The 19285-nt window shown below is 62.6% G+C and carries 20 protein-coding genes; 7 read left to right on the top strand and 13 right to left on the bottom strand.

Translation table 11 applies throughout. The features are described 5' to 3' along the window. The first annotated feature begins 93 nt into the window (after positions 1 to 93). Complete coding sequence (locus tag AB8A23_RS02395) at positions 94 to 1890, top strand: potassium/proton antiporter (RefSeq protein WP_439056998.1); 1797 nt, start codon at positions 94 to 96, stop codon at positions 1888 to 1890. Between the two features lie 5 nt (positions 1891 to 1895). On the opposite strand, the gene modC is transcribed toward AB8A23_RS02395, so the two are convergent. The 6 genes from modC to mepA all read right to left on the bottom strand — a co-directional run bounded on the left by modC (position 1896) and on the right by mepA (position 6073). Further along, positions 1896 to 2576: a molybdenum ABC transporter ATP-binding protein gene (gene modC, locus AB8A23_RS02390; protein ID WP_068733910.1), complete on the bottom strand. Its 681-nt coding sequence runs from the start codon at positions 2574 to 2576 to the stop codon at positions 1896 to 1898. Between the two features lie 2 nt (positions 2577 to 2578). Then, positions 2579 to 3274: a molybdate ABC transporter permease subunit gene (gene modB, locus AB8A23_RS02385; RefSeq protein ID WP_439056999.1), complete on the bottom strand. Its 696-nt coding sequence runs from the start codon at positions 3272 to 3274 to the stop codon at positions 2579 to 2581. Between the two features lie 3 nt (positions 3275 to 3277). Then, entirely contained in the window at positions 3278 to 4063 is a 786-nt protein-coding gene (gene modA, locus AB8A23_RS02380) for a molybdate ABC transporter substrate-binding protein (RefSeq protein WP_439057000.1), read from the bottom strand. 192 nt (positions 4064 to 4255) lie between these two features. Next, positions 4256 to 4774 carry a hypothetical protein gene (locus tag AB8A23_RS02375; protein ID WP_439057001.1) on the bottom strand — a complete coding sequence of 173 codons (519 nt, stop codon included), beginning with the start codon at positions 4772 to 4774 and terminating at the stop codon, positions 4256 to 4258. Between the two features lie 2 nt (positions 4775 to 4776). Beyond that, positions 4777 to 4986, bottom strand: a complete 210-nt coding sequence (locus AB8A23_RS02370; protein WP_089262895.1) for a TOBE domain-containing protein — start codon at positions 4984 to 4986, stop codon at positions 4777 to 4779. A 151-nt stretch (positions 4987 to 5137) separates the two neighbouring features. Next, positions 5138 to 6073, bottom strand: coding sequence for a penicillin-insensitive murein endopeptidase (mepA, locus tag AB8A23_RS02365; RefSeq protein WP_093760098.1), 936 nt, complete (start codon positions 6071 to 6073; stop codon positions 5138 to 5140). 378 nt (positions 6074 to 6451) lie between these two features. On the opposite strand from mepA, the gene AB8A23_RS02360 reads away from it, so the two are divergent. Then, a complete protein-coding gene (locus AB8A23_RS02360; RefSeq protein WP_092140036.1) occupies positions 6452 to 8686 on the top strand; it encodes a putative bifunctional diguanylate cyclase/phosphodiesterase in 2235 nt (744 codons plus the stop codon). Positions 8687 to 9079: 393 nt separating this feature from the next. Here AB8A23_RS02360 and AB8A23_RS02355 read toward each other — a convergent pair whose 3' ends face one another. The 3 genes from AB8A23_RS02355 to AB8A23_RS02345 all read right to left on the bottom strand — a co-directional run bounded on the left by AB8A23_RS02355 (position 9080) and on the right by AB8A23_RS02345 (position 11911). Further along, positions 9080 to 10057 carry a Bug family tripartite tricarboxylate transporter substrate binding protein gene (locus AB8A23_RS02355; RefSeq protein WP_176454493.1) on the bottom strand — a complete coding sequence of 326 codons (978 nt, stop codon included), beginning with the start codon at positions 10055 to 10057 and terminating at the stop codon, positions 9080 to 9082. A gap of 154 nt (positions 10058 to 10211) precedes the next feature. Then, positions 10212 to 11435: an FAD-dependent oxidoreductase gene (locus AB8A23_RS02350; RefSeq protein WP_439057002.1), complete on the bottom strand. Its 1224-nt coding sequence runs from the start codon at positions 11433 to 11435 to the stop codon at positions 10212 to 10214. A gap of 89 nt (positions 11436 to 11524) precedes the next feature. After that, positions 11525 to 11911: a cupin gene (locus AB8A23_RS02345; protein ID WP_439057003.1), complete on the bottom strand. Its 387-nt coding sequence runs from the start codon at positions 11909 to 11911 to the stop codon at positions 11525 to 11527. A 205-nt stretch (positions 11912 to 12116) separates the two neighbouring features. On the opposite strand from AB8A23_RS02345, the gene AB8A23_RS02340 reads away from it, so the two are divergent. Beyond that, complete coding sequence (locus AB8A23_RS02340) at positions 12117 to 13097, top strand: LysR substrate-binding domain-containing protein (RefSeq protein ID WP_439057004.1); 981 nt, start codon at positions 12117 to 12119, stop codon at positions 13095 to 13097. Between the two features lie 69 nt (positions 13098 to 13166). Here AB8A23_RS02340 and AB8A23_RS02335 read toward each other — a convergent pair whose 3' ends face one another. After that, positions 13167 to 13706: a DUF6428 family protein gene (locus AB8A23_RS02335; protein WP_439057005.1), complete on the bottom strand. Its 540-nt coding sequence runs from the start codon at positions 13704 to 13706 to the stop codon at positions 13167 to 13169. 42 nt (positions 13707 to 13748) lie between these two features. On the opposite strand from AB8A23_RS02335, the gene AB8A23_RS02330 reads away from it, so the two are divergent. From AB8A23_RS02330 to AB8A23_RS02315, 4 genes are read left to right on the top strand one after another with little or no spacing between them, the layout of a single operon-like run. Next, positions 13749 to 14102, top strand: a complete 354-nt coding sequence (locus AB8A23_RS02330; protein WP_439057006.1) for an ArsR/SmtB family transcription factor — start codon at positions 13749 to 13751, stop codon at positions 14100 to 14102. After that, entirely contained in the window at positions 14095 to 14547 is a 453-nt protein-coding gene (gene arsC, locus AB8A23_RS02325; RefSeq protein ID WP_439057007.1) for an arsenate reductase (glutaredoxin), read from the top strand. The genes AB8A23_RS02330 and arsC overlap by 8 nt, the downstream gene beginning before the upstream one ends. Before the next feature lie 31 nt (positions 14548 to 14578). After that, complete coding sequence (arsB, locus tag AB8A23_RS02320) at positions 14579 to 15610, top strand: ACR3 family arsenite efflux transporter (protein WP_439060418.1); 1032 nt, start codon at positions 14579 to 14581, stop codon at positions 15608 to 15610. A gap of 1 nt (position 15611) precedes the next feature. After that, positions 15612 to 16805 carry an MFS transporter gene (locus AB8A23_RS02315; RefSeq protein WP_439057008.1) on the top strand — a complete coding sequence of 398 codons (1194 nt, stop codon included), beginning with the start codon at positions 15612 to 15614 and terminating at the stop codon, positions 16803 to 16805. A gap of 72 nt (positions 16806 to 16877) precedes the next feature. On the opposite strand, the gene AB8A23_RS02310 is transcribed toward AB8A23_RS02315, so the two are convergent. From AB8A23_RS02310 to AB8A23_RS02300, 3 genes are all read right to left on the bottom strand, one after another. Then, entirely contained in the window at positions 16878 to 18095 is a 1218-nt protein-coding gene (locus AB8A23_RS02310) for an ABC transporter substrate-binding protein (RefSeq protein WP_089262875.1), read from the bottom strand. A 147-nt stretch (positions 18096 to 18242) separates the two neighbouring features. Further along, a complete protein-coding gene (locus AB8A23_RS02305; RefSeq protein ID WP_439057009.1) occupies positions 18243 to 18830 on the bottom strand; it encodes a hypothetical protein in 588 nt (195 codons plus the stop codon). Positions 18831 to 18845: 15 nt separating this feature from the next. Continuing rightward, positions 18846 to 19193 carry a DUF1801 domain-containing protein gene (locus tag AB8A23_RS02300; protein WP_439057010.1) on the bottom strand — a complete coding sequence of 116 codons (348 nt, stop codon included), beginning with the start codon at positions 19191 to 19193 and terminating at the stop codon, positions 18846 to 18848. Positions 19194 to 19285: the final 92 nt, after the last annotated feature.

The following is a 19285-nucleotide window of genomic DNA, read 5'->3' as shown; positions in this document are numbered from 1 at the left end:
TACCTGCAAATAGATATCACGCAGAAAACGTTTGGCGTCTCGGGATGACGACGATAAGCATGGATTTACAAGTATTTCCGGCCTCGGAGCCTCATGGCGTCACTTGATTCCGTCAGCATTGCCATCCTTCTCGGCGCAGTTCTGGTCATGGCCGGCATCCTGTCCAGCCTGCTCGCGCTTCGCTTCGGCGCGCCCTTACTGCTGTTCTTCCTGTTTATCGGCATGGTGGCCGGCGAAGCGGGCCCCGGCGGACTGCGGTTTGACGATGTCCATACAACCTATGTGGTCGGCTCGGTTGCACTCGCGCTGATCCTCTTCGACGGTGGGTTGAAGACACGATTTCAGGCCATTCGCGCGGTGCTGGCCCCGTCGATGGTGCTGGCCACGATTGGCGTGTTGTTGACGGCGTTGATCACGGCACCGGTCGCCAAATATGCCCTCGACCTGAACTGGACCCAGGCGCTGCTAACTGGCGCGGTGGTGGCTTCCACTGACGCGGCGGCTGTTTTTCTGCTGGTCCACGCGCAAGGCCTACGCCTTAGGCCGAGGGTTGGCGCGACGCTGGAAGTTGAGTCCGGAACGAACGATCCGTTCGCCGTCTTTCTGACCCTGACGCTGGTCAAGCTTCTGTCGCTGGGGGACGCCTCTGCCGGTCACGTAGCAATGGAATTTGTTCAGGAAGCCGTGCTGGGCACCCTGATTGGCGTCGTCGGTGGCCGGCTGGTTGTCCTGGCCATGAATCGCGTGGCGTTGCCGCAGGGGTTGCATGCGCCCTTCGTCTGCACCGCGGCTCTGGTGATCTTCGGGCTGGCTCAGATCGCTCACGCCTCAGGCTTTCTGGCGGTCTATCTTGCCGGCATCATCATCGGCAATCGTCCGACGCGGGCGCATAATTCCGTGGTGACGTTCCTCGACGCTGCGACGTGGCTGGCGCAGATCGTGATGTTCGTCATGCTCGGTCTTCTGGTGTCGCCGGAGCGGCTGGTGGGCAGCATCGTTCCGGCGGTCGGCGTTGCCCTGGTTCTGATGTTCGTGGCGCGCCCGGTCGCGGTCTTCCTGTGTTTGCAGCCCTTCCGCTTCAACTGGCGCGAAAAGATGTTCGTTTCGTGGGTCGGTCTGCGCGGTGCCGTCGCAATCTTCCTTGCCTCGATCCCGATGCTGGTTGGTCTGCCCAAGGCGTCGCTGTATTTCGACGTCGCTTTCGTGGTCGTGATCATCTCGCTGTTGTTTCAGGGATGGACGCTGGCTTTTGCCGCCCGGAAGCTGCATGTCGCTCTGCCGCGCACCGACAGGGGGCCGCGCCGTATCGAACTCGATTTGCCAGGTCAGCTCGAACAGCAACTGGTCGGCTATGCCGTGCGCCCGAAGAGCCTCTATCTGAAACGCAACCTCATTCCGTCGTGGTCGAAGCCGACGCTGGTCATTCGCGATGAGCGCATACTGACGCCGGCGGAGGCCGAGCCTGTTACGGCCGGCGATTACATCTATCTGCTGGCGCCGCCGGAAAAGGCCGAGGCGCTGGATCGCTTCTTTGTCGACATGCCGCCGAGCACGGCGCCGGACCCGCATCTGCTTGGTGATTTCATGGTGTCTGGCGAAATCACTCTCGGCGATCTTGCGGCGATCTACGGCATCGCCGTCGATCCAGCCCAGGCATCGCTGACGCTGGCCGATTATTTCGATATCCATCTCGATCATGCGCCGACTGTTGGCGCCGCCTTGCCGATCGACAGTATTGATCTTGTCGCGCGCAGTCTTGGTGGCGGACGCGTTAATGTGGTTGGCCTGCGTCTGCCCGAAGATGAAGATCCCGCGCCGCCAAAGCTGACACGCAGGCAAGCCCTCAAGGCGAAACTGAAGCGAGGCTGGACCACGCTGTCCGGCGCCTGATTGGCTCAGGCTGCCGGGATGATACGCGGCAGGATCTCGGTGCCACCGAAGGCCGCGACACGGCCACGCTTCAGCATCACGACCTGCGTCGCCAGTTGCCGCATCTCGTCGGCATCGTGACTGACGAAGACCATCGGCACATCGCCTGCATCGCGCAGCCGCTTGAGGTAGGGCAGGATCTCCGCCTTCCGCTCCTCGTCGAGCGCACCCATCGGTTCGTCGAGCAGTAGCAGTCTCGGTTGAGATAGCAGCGCACGTCCCAGCGCGACGCGCTGGCGTTCGCCGCCCGAGAGGCCGCCGGGACGGCGATCGAGCAGATGTCCGATATCAAGCATCTCCGTAATGCGTGTTTCCTCAGCGGGATCGCGTGTCAGACGGTTCATCCGGCGACCGTAGTCGAGGTTCTGCGCGACGCTCAGATGCGGAAACAGTCGCGCATCCTGAAACACGTAGCCGATGCGGCGCCGATGCGGCGGGACGTGGATGCGCGCGCTGCCGTCATAGAGCACGTCACTATCCACGGCGATTATGCCGCGATCCGGCTGCACGAGGCCGGCAATCATGCTGACCAGCGAGGTCTTGCCCGCGCCTGAGGAGCCGAACAGGCCCGTCACGCGGCCTTCGCTGGTGAAGGCGACGTCGACTGAAAATTCGCCGAGTTGTTTGAACACATCAACGCGCAGCACGATCAGTTTCCGTGTAGCCGTTGCGTCGCGCGGCGCGCGAACCATTCCGAAGCGATAAGCGCCAGTACGGCGATGCCGATGGAGATCATCACCAGACGTGAGGCTGCCGCGTCACCGTCGGGCGTCTGGATCAACGAGTAGATCGCGGAGGAAATCGTCTGGGTCTCGCCGGGAATGTTTGAGACAAAAGTAATAGTGGCGCCGAATTCGCCGATGGCCTTGGCAAAGCCGAGCACCATGCCGGCCAGGACGCCGGGCAGCGCCAGCGGCAGGGTCACGGTCGCAAACACTTTCCAGGGCGATGCGCCGAGCGTGCTCGACGCCTGTTCGAGCCGCCGGTCAACCGCTTCAATCGAGAGCCGGATCGGCCGCACCAGCAGAGGGAACGACATCACGCCGCATGCAAGCGCGGCACCCGTCCAGCGAAAGGCGAAGACGATGCCGAGATGTTCGGAGAGCCACGCGCCGAGAATGCCGCGCTTGCCGAGCAGCAACAGCAGTAGATAGCCGGTGACGACGGGCGGCAGCACCAGCGGCAGATAGATTATGGCGTCGATGATCGGCTTGCCCCAGAAGTCACGTCGCGCGAGCAGCCAAGCGACGCCGATTCCAATCGGCGTCGAGATCAATGTCGCGATCACGGCGACCCTGACTGAAAGCAGGATCGCCGTCCATTCTTCAGGGGAGATGTCGGACACGTGTCAGGACGTCGGCTTGACCAGGAACGTGAAGCCGTACTTCTCAAGAACCGTCTTTGCGGCCGATGACCTCAGGAAGGCCAGATAGTCGGCAGCTTCGGTCTTCGCGGTGGTGGTCGCCGCGACCGGATAGATGATCGCCGGGTGCGAGTCCGACGGGAAGGTGCCGATGATCTTCACGCCCGGATCGATCTTGGCATCGGTCGCATAGACGATGCCAAGCGGAGCTTCACCGCGTGAGACCAGCGTCAGCGCAGCGCGCACGCTCTCGGCCATGGCGAATTTCGACTCGGCGGCGGTCCAGCTGTCGAGCTTCTCAAGCGCGGCCTTTGCGTATTTGCCGACTGGGACCGACTTCACATCGCCGGTGGCGATCTTGCCGTCGCCGGCGAGCTTGGCGAGATCGAAGCCTTGACCGATGGTGACGTTGTCGAGCTTGGCGTCCTTTGCGGCGATCAGCACGATGCTGTTGCCGAGGAGGTCGGTGCGCGTGGCGACGTTGATGTTCTTTTTGCCGATGGCGTAGTCCATCCAGTCGGTGTCGGCGGACACGAAGACGTCGGCCGGCGCGCCTTGTTCGATCTGCTTGGTGAGCGCCGAGCTTGCAGCATAGCTGGCGGTGATCTTCACGCCGGTCTTGGCAGTGTAGGCGGCATCGAGCTCGTCGAGCGCGTTCTTCATCGACGCTGCGGCGAACACGGTGAGGGTTTTGTCCTGCGCATGGGCAGGCGTGAAGGTCGATCCGAGCAGGATCGAGAACGCAGCGAAAAGTCCGGCAAAACGGTTCATGTGGCGCTCCATGCGTGAGCGCAGCGCAAAGTGCGCGCAACTCAGGTGTTGGTTGGGTGGGACATGCGACAGGCGGAAGCGCCGTTCCGGCAATCCCGAGGACTTACGGTCCGCAGGGATATCGCTGGGGAATAATATCAGGCTGGCCAAGGGGGTAAAGGCCCTTGGGCGCGGAGGCCTCTAAGGCTGCCGTCACTCGGACGGCAGCACGGCCAAGCTGATGGTGTTTTCAGTGACGCCGCTGACCTGGATCACGAACGGACCTGCCGCGAGATCGTACTTCATGGTCTTGCGGATGCCGGCGCAGTCGGTCGCGCCGCTGAACTCCATCGGCTTCAGGATCTCGCCATCCTGCACCACGTCGACCCACGCCGCCGACGACAGGCTGACGGTGTATGTGCCGGCCTTCGGCGCCTTCTGGAAGCGCGCAAAGCCTGCAAATGTGCCGTCTTTCGGCTTTCGCTCTGGGGACGTCGGCAGCTTCGCCTCAGCGGGTGTCTTCAAATCAAGGATCGCTGCGGCGGGAATTGCGAGGTCGGCACCAGAGGTAATCTTGAGGCGATCTTGCGCCGTCAGTGCGGCGCGTTCCTTGTCGATCGACCACTTGAACTTGTCACAGCCGCTGGGCTCGGCCGCCCAGGCTGGCGCCGAGCCAAATAGCGCAGGCGCCGAACCGAGCAGTGTGAGCGCGACAATCAGACGCGCATACATGATCAATCCACCGCGATCATGACGTCGGAGGCTTTCACCACGACGATGCATTTGCCGCCGGCCTTGAGCGCCAGATCGTCAACGGCTTCGTTGGTGATTGACGAGGTCACGACCTGGCCGCCGCCGATGTCGACGCGGACATGCGACGTGGTCGCGCCCTTGGTGACTTCGAGGACAGTACCCTTGATCTGGTTGCGTGCACTGATGCGCATGTTGGATCTCGCCGATTGGGCCGGGCAGCTGACAGCCGCGGCTGATATGGAAGGAGTGCGGGAGGGGCGCCCGTTGTTGATCGTCGGCTTACGGCACAACGATGGCGTGTTCTAACCCGGTTTCACGACAATGCGATAGCCAATCGGCCGATCACGGTGCCGTCAGAACCTGTCGGCACGCAGCCGGCATTTCTGCGAGCGTCATCGGTGGCTTCGGCTTGGGCGGAACCGGCGGCGGCTTTGGATGCAGCACGGCATCGCTGAACCAGTAAGCCAGATCGCCGGCGCTGCAGCCCTCGGAATCAGTCGGCGGTGGCTGGGATTCGCATTCGGCACTGCCGACCGGGCATTTGATGCGGACATGGAAATGATAATCATGGCCGTACATCGGCCGCACCTTCGACAGCCAGCTGCGGTCGCCTTTGGCCTCGCGGCACAGCGCCTTCTTGATGGCGGCGTTGACGAAGATGCGCTCCACGCTGGGCTCCACCGCCGCGGCGCGGATCACCGGCAGATGGGACGGCGTCCAGGTAGTCGGATCGATGTCGAGCCGGTCGTGCCGCACCATCATCACCGCCGACATCTCCTCGCGCTCGTTGCGCGAGAGCTGGCGGTTCGGCATCGGCGTCAGCCAGATATCGGCATCAAGCCCGACCTGATGGCTGGCATGGCCTGTGATCATCGGGCCGCCGCGCGGCTGCGACATGTCACCGACTAGGATGCCTGGCCAGCCGGCGTTCTTGTTAGCCTTGACCGATAGCCGCTCCAGCAGCTCGACGAGTTGCGGATGCGCCCAGTTGCGGTTGCGCGATAGCCGCATCACCTGCCAGGTCGGCCCGTTGATCGGCAGCGCTTCGGCACCTGCGATGCAGCCCTTGGCGTAGAAGCCGACCACGCGCACCGGCGATTTCGTCGGCAGCACCTTGCGGCCGAATAGTTCTTTGGCGCCGATGGCCGGGTCGTTCGGATTGGCCAGCGGCGGCAGCGGTTTCAGATCGACGCTGCCTTTGGTTTGCGCCAACGCCAGCGGCGTTGAAGCAATGACGGCGGGCAGGAATATGAGGCTGAGAATCAGGCGAAGGCTCATGCCGCGACTATAGCTGAAGCTGTCGATGAGGTGAGTGACCTGCGGCACGCATGATTTTAATGCGCGGGTAACCATGTCTGACGCTGGCGCTTTTTTTTGCGTTTGGGTTTGCTGGTCCTCCCGTTGCGACCGGCTCAGTCGTTTTATCAGCGTTTCGAGCCGCTTGCGTCTCTCACTTGGCGGGGATGATCGCGCGTGACCCGGTAACATCCAGACATGGGTAACCATAGGCCCACGGCTTTTGCCTGTTGTGAAGGCACGGGATGTGTACAGGCGCGCAGTTCAGACGGTAATCGGTTGCTGTGAACGGGCATTGATACCGTTTTTTCAGACACTTCTTGCACATATTGTCACACGCGCGTTGCGAGTGGATCATTGATGCCGAAGTTCCGGCCTGAAGCGAAAAAGAAAGCGAAAGCCGGACTGGCGTCTCGGATCACCCGGCCGAGCCGGGCGATCGCGGCTGCACCGAAACTGGCGCCGAAAAAGGGTCTTGTCAGCGGTCCCATTCGCGAGATCGTGCGCCAGCGTGCCCAGGCCGAGGCGGCGATCGCGGAAGCCCGCAAATCCCACGAGCGTCTGCGCGAGGCGATCGACATCCTGCCGCAAGGCATCGTGTTTCTCGATTCCGACGGGCGCTACATCCTCTGGAACAAGAAGTACGCGGAAATCTACAACCGCAGCTCGGATCAGTTCGTGCCGGGTGCGCGTCTGCAGGACACGATCCGCGTCGGTGTCGAACGCGGCGACTATCCTGAGGCCATCGGTCGCGAGGACGAATGGATCGCGGAACGCGTCGCCAAGCTGTTCCATCCAGGCGAACGTCACGAACAGGTTCTGGCCGATGGCCGCGTCGTCCTGATCGAAGAGCGGCTCACCGAAGACGGCGGTGTCATCGGTCTGCGCGTCGACATCACCGAGCTGAAACAGCGCGAGGCGTCGTTCCGCCTGCTGTTCGAGAGCAATCCGGTGCCGATGATCGTCTGTGCGCTCGATGACGAACGCATCCTCAGCGTCAACGACGCTGCGATCGAACATTACGGTTACACGCGTCCGGAATTCGAGAAGCTCACCATCCGCCAGTTGCAGGCTTTCGAGGCCGCCCCGCCCTGGGTCGGCGATCACGCCAATGACGAGCAGGCCGCGCGAACCTGGAAACACGTCAAGGCCGACGGCTCGCTGATCGATCTGGCGATCTATTCGCGGCACCTCGTCTACAACGAGGAGCCAGCCGTGATGCTGGCGCTGATGGATATCACGGAGCGCAAGCGTGCCGAGATGCGGCTGGCTTTCATGTCGCATCATGATGGCCTCACCGGCCTGCCAAATCGCAACCTGCTGCGCCAGCGTCTCGACGAGGTCCTCGCACATACCCGGCGCACCGGCGAGAAGGTCGCGGTGCTGTTTCTCGGCCTCGACAACTTCAAGGGTGTCAACGACACGCTCGGCCATGGTATCGGCGACAAGCTGCTGCGCGGCGTGGCGCGGCGGTTGCGGTCGTCGTTGCGCGAGGAAGACGCGCTGGCGCGGCTGAACTCGGACGAATTCGCCATCATCCAGACCGGCATCAACCGTCCCGAGGATGTCGTGCTGCTGGCGCGCCGGCTGCTCGATGCCGTCGGTGAGACCTATCTGCTCGACGGTCATTCGGTGGTCATCGGTGCCAGCATCGGCATCGCGATGGCGCCGAGCGACGGCGACGAATCCGAGCGGTTGCTCAAGAACGCCGACATGGCGCTGTCGCGCGCCAAGAACGACTCGCGCGGCACCTTCAGCTTCTTCGAGTCCGGCATGGACGCTCGCGCGCAGGCGCGCCGCAAGATCGAGATCGATCTGCGCTCCGCCATTCAGGACGATCAGCTCCGGCCCTTCTACCAGCCGCTGATCGATCTCAAGACCGGCCGCATCACCGGCTGCGAGGCGCTGGTGCGCTGGCCGCATGCGGAGCGCGGCATGATTTCCCCGGCGGATTTCATCCCCGTTGCGGAAGACACCGGCCTGATCAATGCGCTCGGCACGCAGATCCTGCGCCGCGCCTGCAATGAGGCTGCGCGCTGGCCCGATGAAGTGCGCGTCGCAGTCAATCTATCGCCGCTGCAGTTCCGCGTCGGCAATCTGCTCTCGGTGGTGATGGATGCGCTGAAGCATTCGGGACTGCCGCCGCGGCGGCTTGAGCTTGAAATCACCGAGACGCTGCTGCTGGAAAAGAGCAATCAGGTGCTGGCGACCCTGCACGCGCTGCGCGCGCTCGGCGTGCGCATCTCGATGGACGATTTCGGAACCGGCTATTCGTCGCTGAGCTATCTCAGAAGCTTTCCGTTCGACAAGATCAAGATCGACCAGTCCTTCGTGCGCGATCTCGGCTCCAATCGAGACGCGCAGGCCATCGTGCGTTCGATCATCAGCCTCGGCATGGGCCTCGGTGTCACCATCACGGCGGAAGGCGTCGAGACCGAATCCGAACTCGCCTGCCTGCGCAGCGAAGGCTGCCATGAAGGGCAGGGCTTCCTGTTCAGCCGGGCGCGGCCGAATGAGGAGATTGTCGAGCTGCTGCGCGCTCAGGCCATTGCTGCGCCGGATGCGGAACTGTCCGTCCGCGCGCAGGTCGCATAAGGCACGCGCCGATCTCCGCTTCGGCGAGGGCGCGGACGACCCTTCATCCCGTTTCCCATTGCGAGAATGGAGCGCCGGGAGGCGCCAGGGGTTTGCGAGACCCCTTGAGGCTGGCCTTGCGAGGGCCGGCCCGCACGTCAGCACCTGCGGGATTGCGAGTCCCGCAAGGAAGACGCGCGCGTTACGACATCGGTGGGGGTGCGAAGCCCGCCGAGCGAACGCTGCGCCTCCCGGCGCTCCACCAGCAGCTGCCCGGATGACCGGGTCGCCGCTGCAGTCTGATCGATGCTGTGTGTCATGAGCACGCAGCAATCGAGCAGGCTGGAATCGAGGTAACTCGATCTAGGACTAAAGTCAATATCAGTTTAAGCTCGGAGAGATGCCGAAAAATCCCTAGTTGGAAATCTTCGCTTTCGAGCGCTTCACGATATTTTCCATCCGCGCAGAATCCTTGGCGATAACAGCTCCGAACTGATCGGGCTTGTCCGCGATCACGGTCAAACCAAGGCCTTCCAGGCGAGCCGAAACAGTTGAATCTCGCAACGCCTCCACGATCGATGTGTTGAGCTTCTCAATCACGTCCTTGGGGGTCGCCGATGGAGCGACAAAGCCGTACCAGTTGCCCGCGAGGAGATCGGGATAGCCTGCCTGCGGTGACGTCGGCACATTGGGCAGCTGTTTGCTTGGTTCAGGCGCGGTCACGACGATGGGCCTCAGCGCTCCGCTTTGTACCTGCTGGACCGTGTTCGACAGATTATCGCACATCATGGACACCTGACCACCGATGACATCCTGAAGTGCCGGAGCTGCGCCCTGATACGGGATGTGGACGGCATCGATGCCTTCGAGCACCTTCAGCGTCTCGCCGCACAGATGGCTCGTGCTGCCGATACCGGCTGACGCAAATGTCAGCTTGCCCGGCTCGGCCTTGGCCAGCGCCACCAGTTCCTTCAGCGAGTTCGCCTTGACCGACGGATTGACGACCAGGATGTTCGGCGTCGAAGCGCCATTGGTGATGGGCGCGAAATCCTTTTCGGAATTATAGGCGGGCTTTTCATAGATCCACGGATTGATCGCCATCATGCCGGTTGTCGCGAGCAGAATCGTATAGCCATCCGCCGGCGAAGCGGCGACGCGAGCCGCCCCGATGGAGCCGTTGGCGCCGCCGCGGTTCTCGATGATCACGGTGACGCCGAGCGACTTCGACATCAGCGGAGCCACCAGTCGTGGAATCGCGTCCGCCGTGCTTCCAGCCGGATAAGGGACCACGATTGTGATCATTTTTTCCGGAAAGCCGGCCGCTGCCGCGCCGGGCACGCCCAAGGCGACAGGCGCTACCAGCGCCGCCAAAAGAAACGTCGTCCACTTCATCCGTAAATCCTTGCTTGGCATTCTGAAACTCCTGCATGACATCTTGGGAACCATGGTGTTGGCTCCTCCAGGCTTACTGGCGCTTCCACTGCCGCGGTTCTTATCCAGCCGAGTGACCGGTTGCCGTCGACATCGTCTCAGAGAGAGTTGCTGATCACCCCGGGCGGTGCTCAGCCACATGCAACGCACCGGCCCGCTCAAGCGAGTCGAGCATCGCGATCCGGCGCAATAGCGCTCGTCCCTTTTCCGGATCGGCGGCTGCTGCGCGAATGTCGTCGCGGAAACGCGCGCGATCGGCTTCGTCTTTCGCTTCGAGGTTCTTCTTGTTGCGGATGGTGTCGCCCTGAATGGCCTGCATCGTGACCGTGCGGCGCTGCAGATCGTAATCGGCGAGAATGCCCTCATCAGCCGTGCCGTTGATGACTGAACCCAGCTTCGCGGTCAGGTTCAATGCATCATGAATGCCGCCATTCATGCCCATGCCGCCGAGCGGGTTGTTGATATGGGCGGCGTCACCGGCCAGAAACGTGCGGCCTTTCTGGAAATTCGCGGCGACGCGCTGGTGCACACGATAGAGCGTCGTGTGGAGGATGGGGGCGTCCAGCTCTGCGGGAACGATCCGCCGGATCGACGCCGTCACATAGGCTTCGGACAGTGCTTCCTCATCGGATGTTTCCGCGGCCACCGGCATCATCACGCGCCATGCGCCGAGGATACGCAGAAGGAAGTACCAGCGTTCGGGATCGGCGACATAGCTGACCGACGAGACGCCCGGCCGAAGCGCGGTGAAATCGACCGGTGTCGTCATCACGAGGAAACGCTCGGGCCAGGTGAAGCCCTCGAATTCCATATCCTGGCTGCGGCGGACGATGCTGTTCGCACCATCGGCGCCGATCAGCCAGGCGCATTCATGCGTGGTGTCGTGGCCGTTGGCCGTGACCACCACCTTGACGGTATCGCTGGTCTGCTCGACCGATTTGACCTCGCTGCCGAACGCGATCGAGAACAGCGGATTGCCGGACAGGGCGTCCAGAATGATGCGTGTGAGTTTGAACTGTTCGGCTTGCAGGCGGAACGGATGCCGCACCAGATCGGAGATCGCCGCGAAATCGAATGTGCCGAGCACACCGTCCTCGGACGAACTGTACTGGACCGTCGGTGCCTTCAGCCCCTGTGCAATCAACGTGCTGGCGAAACCGAGATCGTCGAGCATGTCCAGCGTGGGCGGATGGAACGTCGATGCGCGCGACTCGCTGCTCAGCGCGTCGTTTTTCTCGAGCACCAGAACCGGAATGTTCTGTCGCACCAGATCTGCGGCAGCCACCATGCCGACCGGCCCTGCACCGGCGATGATGACGGGAAGCTTCGCATTACTCATTCTATCAAGACCTCTTGCGGGGATTTCAGGGAGCATCGGCTCTGATCGGCGGTCCCTCCAAGAGGCTGCCGTCATCGTTTCTGTGGCTCTCAGGCGGGATCGTAGTAGTGCATTTCGAGAAGCAGGCAGCCGCCCTCGGATTTGAACGGACCATGCCACGCGCCTGGCGGTCTAACGGCGTAGGTGTAGCCGGCGAACGGCGTGCCGCCTTGCCCGTTCTCGTCATTGCCAACGATCAGGTCGCCGGAGACGAGAAAGACTTCTTCCCAGTGGTCGTGAACGATCTGCTGTGTGGTGAAGAGACCCGGAGGGAACTTCAGCAATCGCGTCCGGCTGCCGCGTTTGTTCGCGGTATCGAGCGATCCGGACAGGATCTTCTCCAGCGCGCCCGACGCGGGATTGTAGCCCTCGGGCAATTGCCAGCCGCTCTCCATGTCGAGCGTGTGGAATTCGTCATGCAATTTGTTGACTGCCACTGATGTGCTCCTTGAAGTTGATGACCGAAGCACCTGTGCGGGGCACCGCGCTGCAGTCTGCATGTCTTGAGACCGTTGCCGGGGTGTGACCTCGCCAGAGGTCGCCGCCCGCCATGACTTTTGTCATCCGCGGGGAGATTGTTGCCTTGTGCTTAGGCGTGCAAACAATTTAATCTGCGGACATCTTGCGTTTTTGGAATGAACTATGCGCCGCAGAATACCGAGCCTCGGCGCGCTGATGGCGTTCAGCGCGGCTGCCAAACACCTCAGCGTCACCCGTGCCGCCAGCGAACTCGCGCTGACCGAAAGTGCGGTGTCGCGCCAGATTGCGCAGCTGGAGACGCAGCTCGGCGTGAAACTGTTTCATCGGATCAAGAAACGCATCACGTTGACGCGGGCAGGGGCGGCCTACAGCACCCGCGTGGCGCAGACGATCGAGCGGATCGAGCGCGATGCGCTCGAGATCATGGGCTATGAGGCCGACGGCATGGTTCTGGACGTCGCGGCGCTGCCCACTGTCGGCGCCCAGTGGCTCATTCCGCGCCTGCCGGACTTCTATGCGCGCCATCCCGGCGTCGCCGTCAATGTGAGTGCGCGCAACACGCGCTTCTTCTTCAGCGAGACCGCGCTCGATGGCGCGCTGTATTTCGGCGAACCGGACTGGCCGGGCACGCAGGCCGACTATCTGTTCGATGAAATTCTTCTGCCGGTCGGATCGCCGACGCTGATCGGCAGGCGCGGCGAATTGCCGCCAAGCGAGGTCGCCGAGCTGCGGCTTCTGCATCTCGTCACACGCGCCGATGCATGGCGTCGCTGGTTCGATGCTGCGGAGCTCGGCGGCACGAATGTGATCCGCGGGCCGCGTTTCGATATCCAGTCCACTTTGATCAGCGCGGCAAGCTCGGGTCTTGGTGTTGCCCTGCTTCCCGAATTCCTGATTTCCGACCAGCTCAGGTCGGGCAAATTGAAGGTGTTGTCGAGCCTGACCCTGAAAAGCGTCGGCTCGTACTATTTCGCCTGCCCGGAGGAGAAAGCCGGGAATCCTTTGCTGCAGGCATTCCGGGCGTGGTTGCTGTCGCAAGCCCAGGCGTCTGCGCATCCCGGCTCCTCGCCAGGAGCCTTGCGAAAAGAGACTGGTCGCCTCGCGGATCGACGCAGCGTAACGACTGCAGGTGGCAAAGGATAATGATTGTGGGCTCTACCGCGCGCTCTCGTTGATGGTCCAGTAACAGGTCTCCGGTCTGAACCGCGGCGTCTACCGGCAGCACGCGCTTTTGGACGATACCGGCGCGCAGCATGCACTGGCTTCCTTCTGCGCCTCCAGCCAGCGGTCGCGCGGCTTGCAGCTCGCCGGACGCGGGGCAAGCGCCACCGTGAGAACGTCGCCCTGTATGCGCGGGGTATCCGCGCAGTGTAGTTGCATCGGCGCGATGCCATCGCTCACTTCGAAAGTCAGTCGCGCATTGATATCGAGCGCGACATGGTCGGAGACTTTCCGGATGATGGCCGCGAACTTTCCGGCGGTCATATGGGTCCGGTCGCCTTCGACGATGTCCCACAGCTGCACGAAGATCTCCGACCACGCTTCGGGATTGCCGCCGCAATCAAGTGCGGAAAAGGCGCCCGCCTTGACTTCGGTGATGTGGTAGCCCGCCTGAATGCTGTGACCGCTATAGGTGAACACCAAGGGCAGCTTTGGTGCCGCATCGCATGCGGCGAGGAGCGCCCCGATGCTGATGTCGTCGGCGGCGATCTGTGGCGAGGGCGGAATTTCCGGCTTGGCAAGGTCCAGCATCAATGTTACTCCATTATTCGATATTTTTAGGATTATTGAAATATGGAAGAACGTCAAGCCCTGTCGGCTTTCGCAGCGCTGTCCCAGGAGACGCGACTTCGCATCGTGCGGCTGCTCGTGCAGGCCGGTCCCGCCGGGATGCCGGCCGGCGCCATCGCGGAGGCGGCAGGCGTGTCGGCCTCGAATGTGTCCTTCCATCTGAAGGAGCTGACCCAGGCTGGCCTTGCCAGCGCGAAGCGGGAGGCCCGCTCGATTGTCTACACCGCCGATTACGACGCGCTGTCGGGCCTCATTCAGTTCCTGATGCGGGATTGCTGCGCGGGTCATCCCGACATCTGTATGCCGGCCACGGCGTCCGCATGCATGTCGGATGGCAAGGAGCTGTCACGTGCCTGATAGCGTCGACGTCATCATCTATCACAACCCGAATTGCGGTACCTCGCGCAACACGCTGGCCATGATCCGCAATGCCGGCATCGAGCCACACATCATCGAGTATCTGAAGACACCGCCGTCGCGGGCCCTGCTCGTTCAATTGCTCGCGCGCGCCGGCATGTCGGTGCGCGACATCCTGCGTGAGAAGGGCACGCCCTATGCCGAGCTGGGCCTCTCCGACACCAGTCTGACCGACGCGCAGTTGCTCGACGCCATCGAAGCCCATCCGATCCTCATGAACCGCCCGATCGTGGTCTCCGCGCTGGGCGTGAGACTCTGCCGGCCATCCGAAGCGGTTCTGGACATCATGCCCACTCCGCAGCTTGGAGCGTTCTCGAAAGAGGATGGCGACCGGGTCGTGGATGCGAGCGGCCAGCGGATCACAGGACAGCGTCATGACCAGTGAGGCCATCGGCAGGCCGGTTTCCGCTCCAGCCATGGGCTTGTTCGAGCGCTATCTCACGATCTGGGTCGGTCTCTGCATTGTCGTCGGCATTCTGCTGGGCCGATGGATGCCGGCCGTTTTCCATGCGCTGGGCTCGGCGGAGATTGCACAGGTCAATCTGCCGGTGGCTGTCCTCGTCTGGCTGATGATCATTCCCATGCTGCTCAAGGTGGACCTCGGAGCGCTCGGTCACGTTGGCGCACACTGGCGCGGCATTGCCGCGACCGTCGGAATCAACTGGCTGGTGAAGCCGTTCTCGATGGCGCTGCTCGCCTGGCTGTTCATCGGCCATCTGTTCAGGCCGTATCTGCCCGCGGACCAGATCGATAGCTATACGGCTGGTCTGATTCTGCTTGCCGCTGCGCCTTGTACGGCGATGGTGTTTGTCTGGTCGAATCTGGTCGATGGCGAGCCGAACTTCACGTTGGGACAGGTCGCGCTCAACGACACCATCATGGTGGTCGCCTTCGCGCCGATCGTCGGCCTTCTGCTCGGACTGTCATCCATCACCGTGCCTTGGGGCACGTTGCTGTTGTCCGTCCTGCTCTACATCATCGTGCCTGTGGCGATCGCGCAACTCTGGCGGCGCGCATTGCTGGCGAGGGGAGGCGAGGCGGCGCTATCGCAGGCGCTGTCGCTACTCGGCCCGGTATCGCTCGTCGCGCTCCTGCTGACCCTGGTGCTGTTGTTCGGCCTGCAAGGCGAGCAGATCACACGGCAGCCGATGGTTATTGCACTGCTCGCCGTCCCGATCCTGATCCAGGTCTATTTCAATGCCGGTCTCGCCTACTGGCTCAACCGCCGCCTCGGTGTCGCCTGGTGCGTGGCCGGCCCCTCCGCCCTGATCGGCGCATCGAACTTCTTCGAGCTCGCGGTGGCCGCGGCGATCGCACTGTTCGGTTTTCAATCGGGCGCGGCACTGGCAACGGTCGTCGGCGTTCTGATCGAGGTGCCGGTGATGCTCTCCGTGGTTCACATCGTGAAGGCGACACGGGACTGGTACGAGCGGGGAGCTGTGAACTGAGGTGGCAGTCGTTCGTTGGCAAGTCGTATCCGCGCTCGGTACGACGCAGACACTGGCATGGGCTTCCAGCTACTATGTTCCGGCCGTGTTCGCGGATCCCATTTGCGACGACCTGCATCTGTCCAGGACGTGGTTCTTCGCCATGTTCTCCGTGGCGCTGCTGGTGTCGGGTTTGCTCGGGCCGCTCGCCGGCCGCATGATCGACCGCAGCGGTGGCCGGGACGTGCTTGTCGCCACCAATCTGATGTTTGCGGCGGGGCTGGCCTTGCTTGCGGTTGCAACGGGACCGATCACGCTGGCCCTGGCCTGGCTGGTCATCGGCGCCGGCATGGGTTTCGGCCTGTATGAGGCTGCGTTTGCGACGGTTGCGGGATTGTGGGGACGACAGGCCCGCAGTGCGATCACCGGCATCACCCTGTTCGCCGGTTTTGCGAGCACCATCGGCTGGCCGCTCAGTGCCGCGATGATCGATGCCTTCGGCTGGCGCGGCGCCTGCTTCGCATGGGCCGCGTTGCACATCGTCATCGGTCTGCCGCTCAACCGCTTTCTCGTTCCGAAGGCGCCGCCGCATGCGCATCTGGATGAGCCTGCCGTCCCCACATCAGGCATTCCATGGGCGATGATCGTTCTGGCGGGCGTCTTCGGTGCGACCTGGTTTGTCACCACCGCCTTTGCCGCGCACATGCCGCGCCTGCTGGAAGCGCTCGGGGCCACCCCGGCGCAGGCCGTGCTCGCCGGGGCTTTGATGGGGCCTGCGCAAGTCGCAGCCCGGATCGGGGAATTCGGTCTGCTACGACATGCGTCGGCGATGATATCCGCACGCCTGGCCGCGGGCCTGCATCCCGTCGGCGCCGGATTGCTGATCCTGTTCGGCGCGCCCGTCGCGCTGCCATTCGCCCTTCTGCACGGTGCCGGCAATGGCTTGTTCACGATCGCGCGCGGGACGCTTCCGCTGGCCATGTTTGGCGCCGTCGGATACGGCATGCGAACCGGCTGGCTGGCCGCGCCGGCGCGCATCCTGCAGGGTGCAGCGCCGCTGCTGTTCGGCCTTGTGCTGGATCACGGTGGCCCGCGCGTCGCGCTGGCGCTCACAGGCGGGCTGACGTCGCTCGCGTTCCTGGCGCTGTTTTCGTTGAGGGCTCCGGTGGTGAAGCCGGCAACTGGCGTCCTCGTTCAAAATCCGATGAAGAATTGACGTGCTCCATCGACCGGTTGGCCTGTGGTGGGTCGACCGCCCGGCGTGCCGGGCGATCGAACTCGTCAGCGGTTACTGCTTCACATACTGGCAGCCGCCATCCTTCATCGGCCGGAACACCTGATCGCCGGGGACCTCCGCGAGCACCTTGTAGTAATCCCATGGCGCCTTGGATTCTTCCGGCTTCTTGACCTCGAGCAGGAACATGCTGTGCACCATGCGGCCGTCCTCGCGCAGGACGCCGTTATCGGTGAAGGCGTCGCGCACCGGCATCTCGCGCATCTTCGCCAGCACCGGCTTGGTGGCGCGGGTGCCTGCGGCCTGCACGGATTTGAGATAGTGCAGCGTGGCGCTGTAGGTCGCGGCCTGGTTCATGGTCGGCATGCGCTTCATCTTGTCGAAGAACTTCTTGCCGAAGGCGCGGGTGCGATCGTTGAGATCCCAGTAATAGGCCTCGGTGATGATCAGGCCCTGCGCCATCTTCAGGCCGAGCGAGTGGATGTCGGAGATGAACATCACGATGCCCGCGAGCTTCTGGCCGCCGGCGACGATGCCGAATTCCGACGCCTGCTTGATGGTGTTGATGGTGTCGCCACCGCCATTGGCCATGCCGATGATCTTGGCCTTGGACGATTGTGCCTGCAGCAGGAAGGACGAGAAGTCCGCCGTGTTCAGCGGATGCTTGGCGCTGCCGACCACCTTGCCGCCCGCGGCGCGCACCACGTCGCCGGTGTCACGTTCGATGGAATGGCCGAACAGATAGTCCGCTGTGATGAAGTACCAGGAATCGCCGCCCTGCTTGACGATGGCGCTGCCGACGGTGTGGGCGTTGCCATAGGTGTCGTAGGTCCAGTGCGCGGTATAGGGCGAGCACGACTTGCCGGTGATGTCCGACGACGCGGCGTCGGTGACGATCATGATCTTTTCGAACTGCTTCGACATTTCCATGCCGGCCAGCGCAGTGGCCGATGTCGGCATGTCGATGATCATGTCGACATTCTCGGCCTCATACCATTTGCGCGAGATGGTGGCGGCGACGTCGGCCTTGTTCAGCGCATCTGCGGTGACCAGTTCGATCGGCTTGTCGAACATCTTGCCGCCGAATTCCTCGATGGCGATCTTCGCTGCCTCGACATTGCCCTGGCCGCCGATGTCGGCATAGACCGAGGCGAAGTCGGCGAGCACGCCGATCTTGAGCGGAAGCGTGTTGGCCTGCTGGGCCAGTGCGGAAGCGCCAAAAAGCAGCGAAACAGCAAACGTCGTAGCCGCAACCGTGCGGTGCGCGATCATTCAATCCTCCCCAAATTTCATACGCGCCGTTTTCGGCGTCGTGGGGGGCAGCATGAGGGGAGGCGAGCGGGGAGGCAAGGGCGGCGTGGGGGATGTTTGGTCGCAGAAATCTGCCGCATTGCGGCGGGCGGAAAATTGTGCCGGCGGCTAGCTCCGGCCGCGTCTTGCTTTGACGAAGGAGCTCAGCCGGCTGAACGTCGTTGGTTCAAAAATGCAGATCGCCAGCAGGATGAGCCAGGCCACACAGAACAGGGGTAGCGGATGGCTTGTCGCGGGCCACAAATCCCAAATCACATAGGCTTGCGCAATTCCCGGAAGGAACATGGTCAGGAGCAAAGCGGTGAGCAGCGGGAGGTGGCTGAAAGTATAGAAGAAGGTGCAGGCATAGATCAGCATCGTGAGCCACAAGAGCCAGGTCAGGCTGGTTAGCCAGATCACGTCCCCGAGATAATGCGCGACCGCATAGGCCCCGATGAAGACGACGATCGTGGCGATCACACCGTCCGGATTGTAGTGGAATACGGCCAGTGCGGCTGCGGCAATAGACAATGCATCGACGAACCATCCGCGCGCCGTGTCATAGCGGCGGGCGAGATTGTCGGGACAGATCTCTGGAATGCAATTTCCACTCATCCGGAATGGGTCGTCGCAATTGGCGGATCCGTTCATTTTCAGCCGCAAGCGGAAGCGCCGAAAAGCCGCGAAACGGCAAGCGTCGTTGCAGAATCCGCTCAATGCTTCTCGCGGTGCCTATGAGCGCGGCTTGCGTTTGCTTCGGTGATAGGTGAGCGCCAGTCCGACGCAATGGCGCAGAGCGATTTCGGGAGGGTCGTCGTCGAGGCTGAGGATGATGCTTCGGTTACCGCTGTAGTTCAGGCTTTCGGGATACAGCGAGCGAAACGTTTCAACCAAATTGGTATTGCAGTTGAAGTAGATCGCGTACCGGTTGGTGTCCTTGATCCGGTCGATCCGGATCGTGCTGCCGCTTCCGGTTGCCGCCGTGAGATAACTCGGCTGATTCCACTTCAGTGTCTCGTCGAGCGGGCCTAGGCCTTCGATCCCTGCGGCGGTCTCGAAGATCAGTTGCCGGAGCGCCAAGAGCCTAGCCTTGATCGCCGGCGGATGCTGGTCGAATGCTGCTTTGACAGCTGGATCTGAAAAGCCTTGGGGAGGTCGCTTCGCCGTTCTGT

It is taken from the genome of Tardiphaga sp. 619_E2_N8_4 (assembly GCF_051810905.1).
In the GTDB taxonomy this organism is placed as follows: Bacteria; Pseudomonadota; Alphaproteobacteria; order Rhizobiales; family Xanthobacteraceae; genus Tardiphaga; species Tardiphaga robiniae.
Note: the sequence above shows the minus strand (reverse complement) of the source record. Positions and strands in the feature narration are given on the sequence as shown.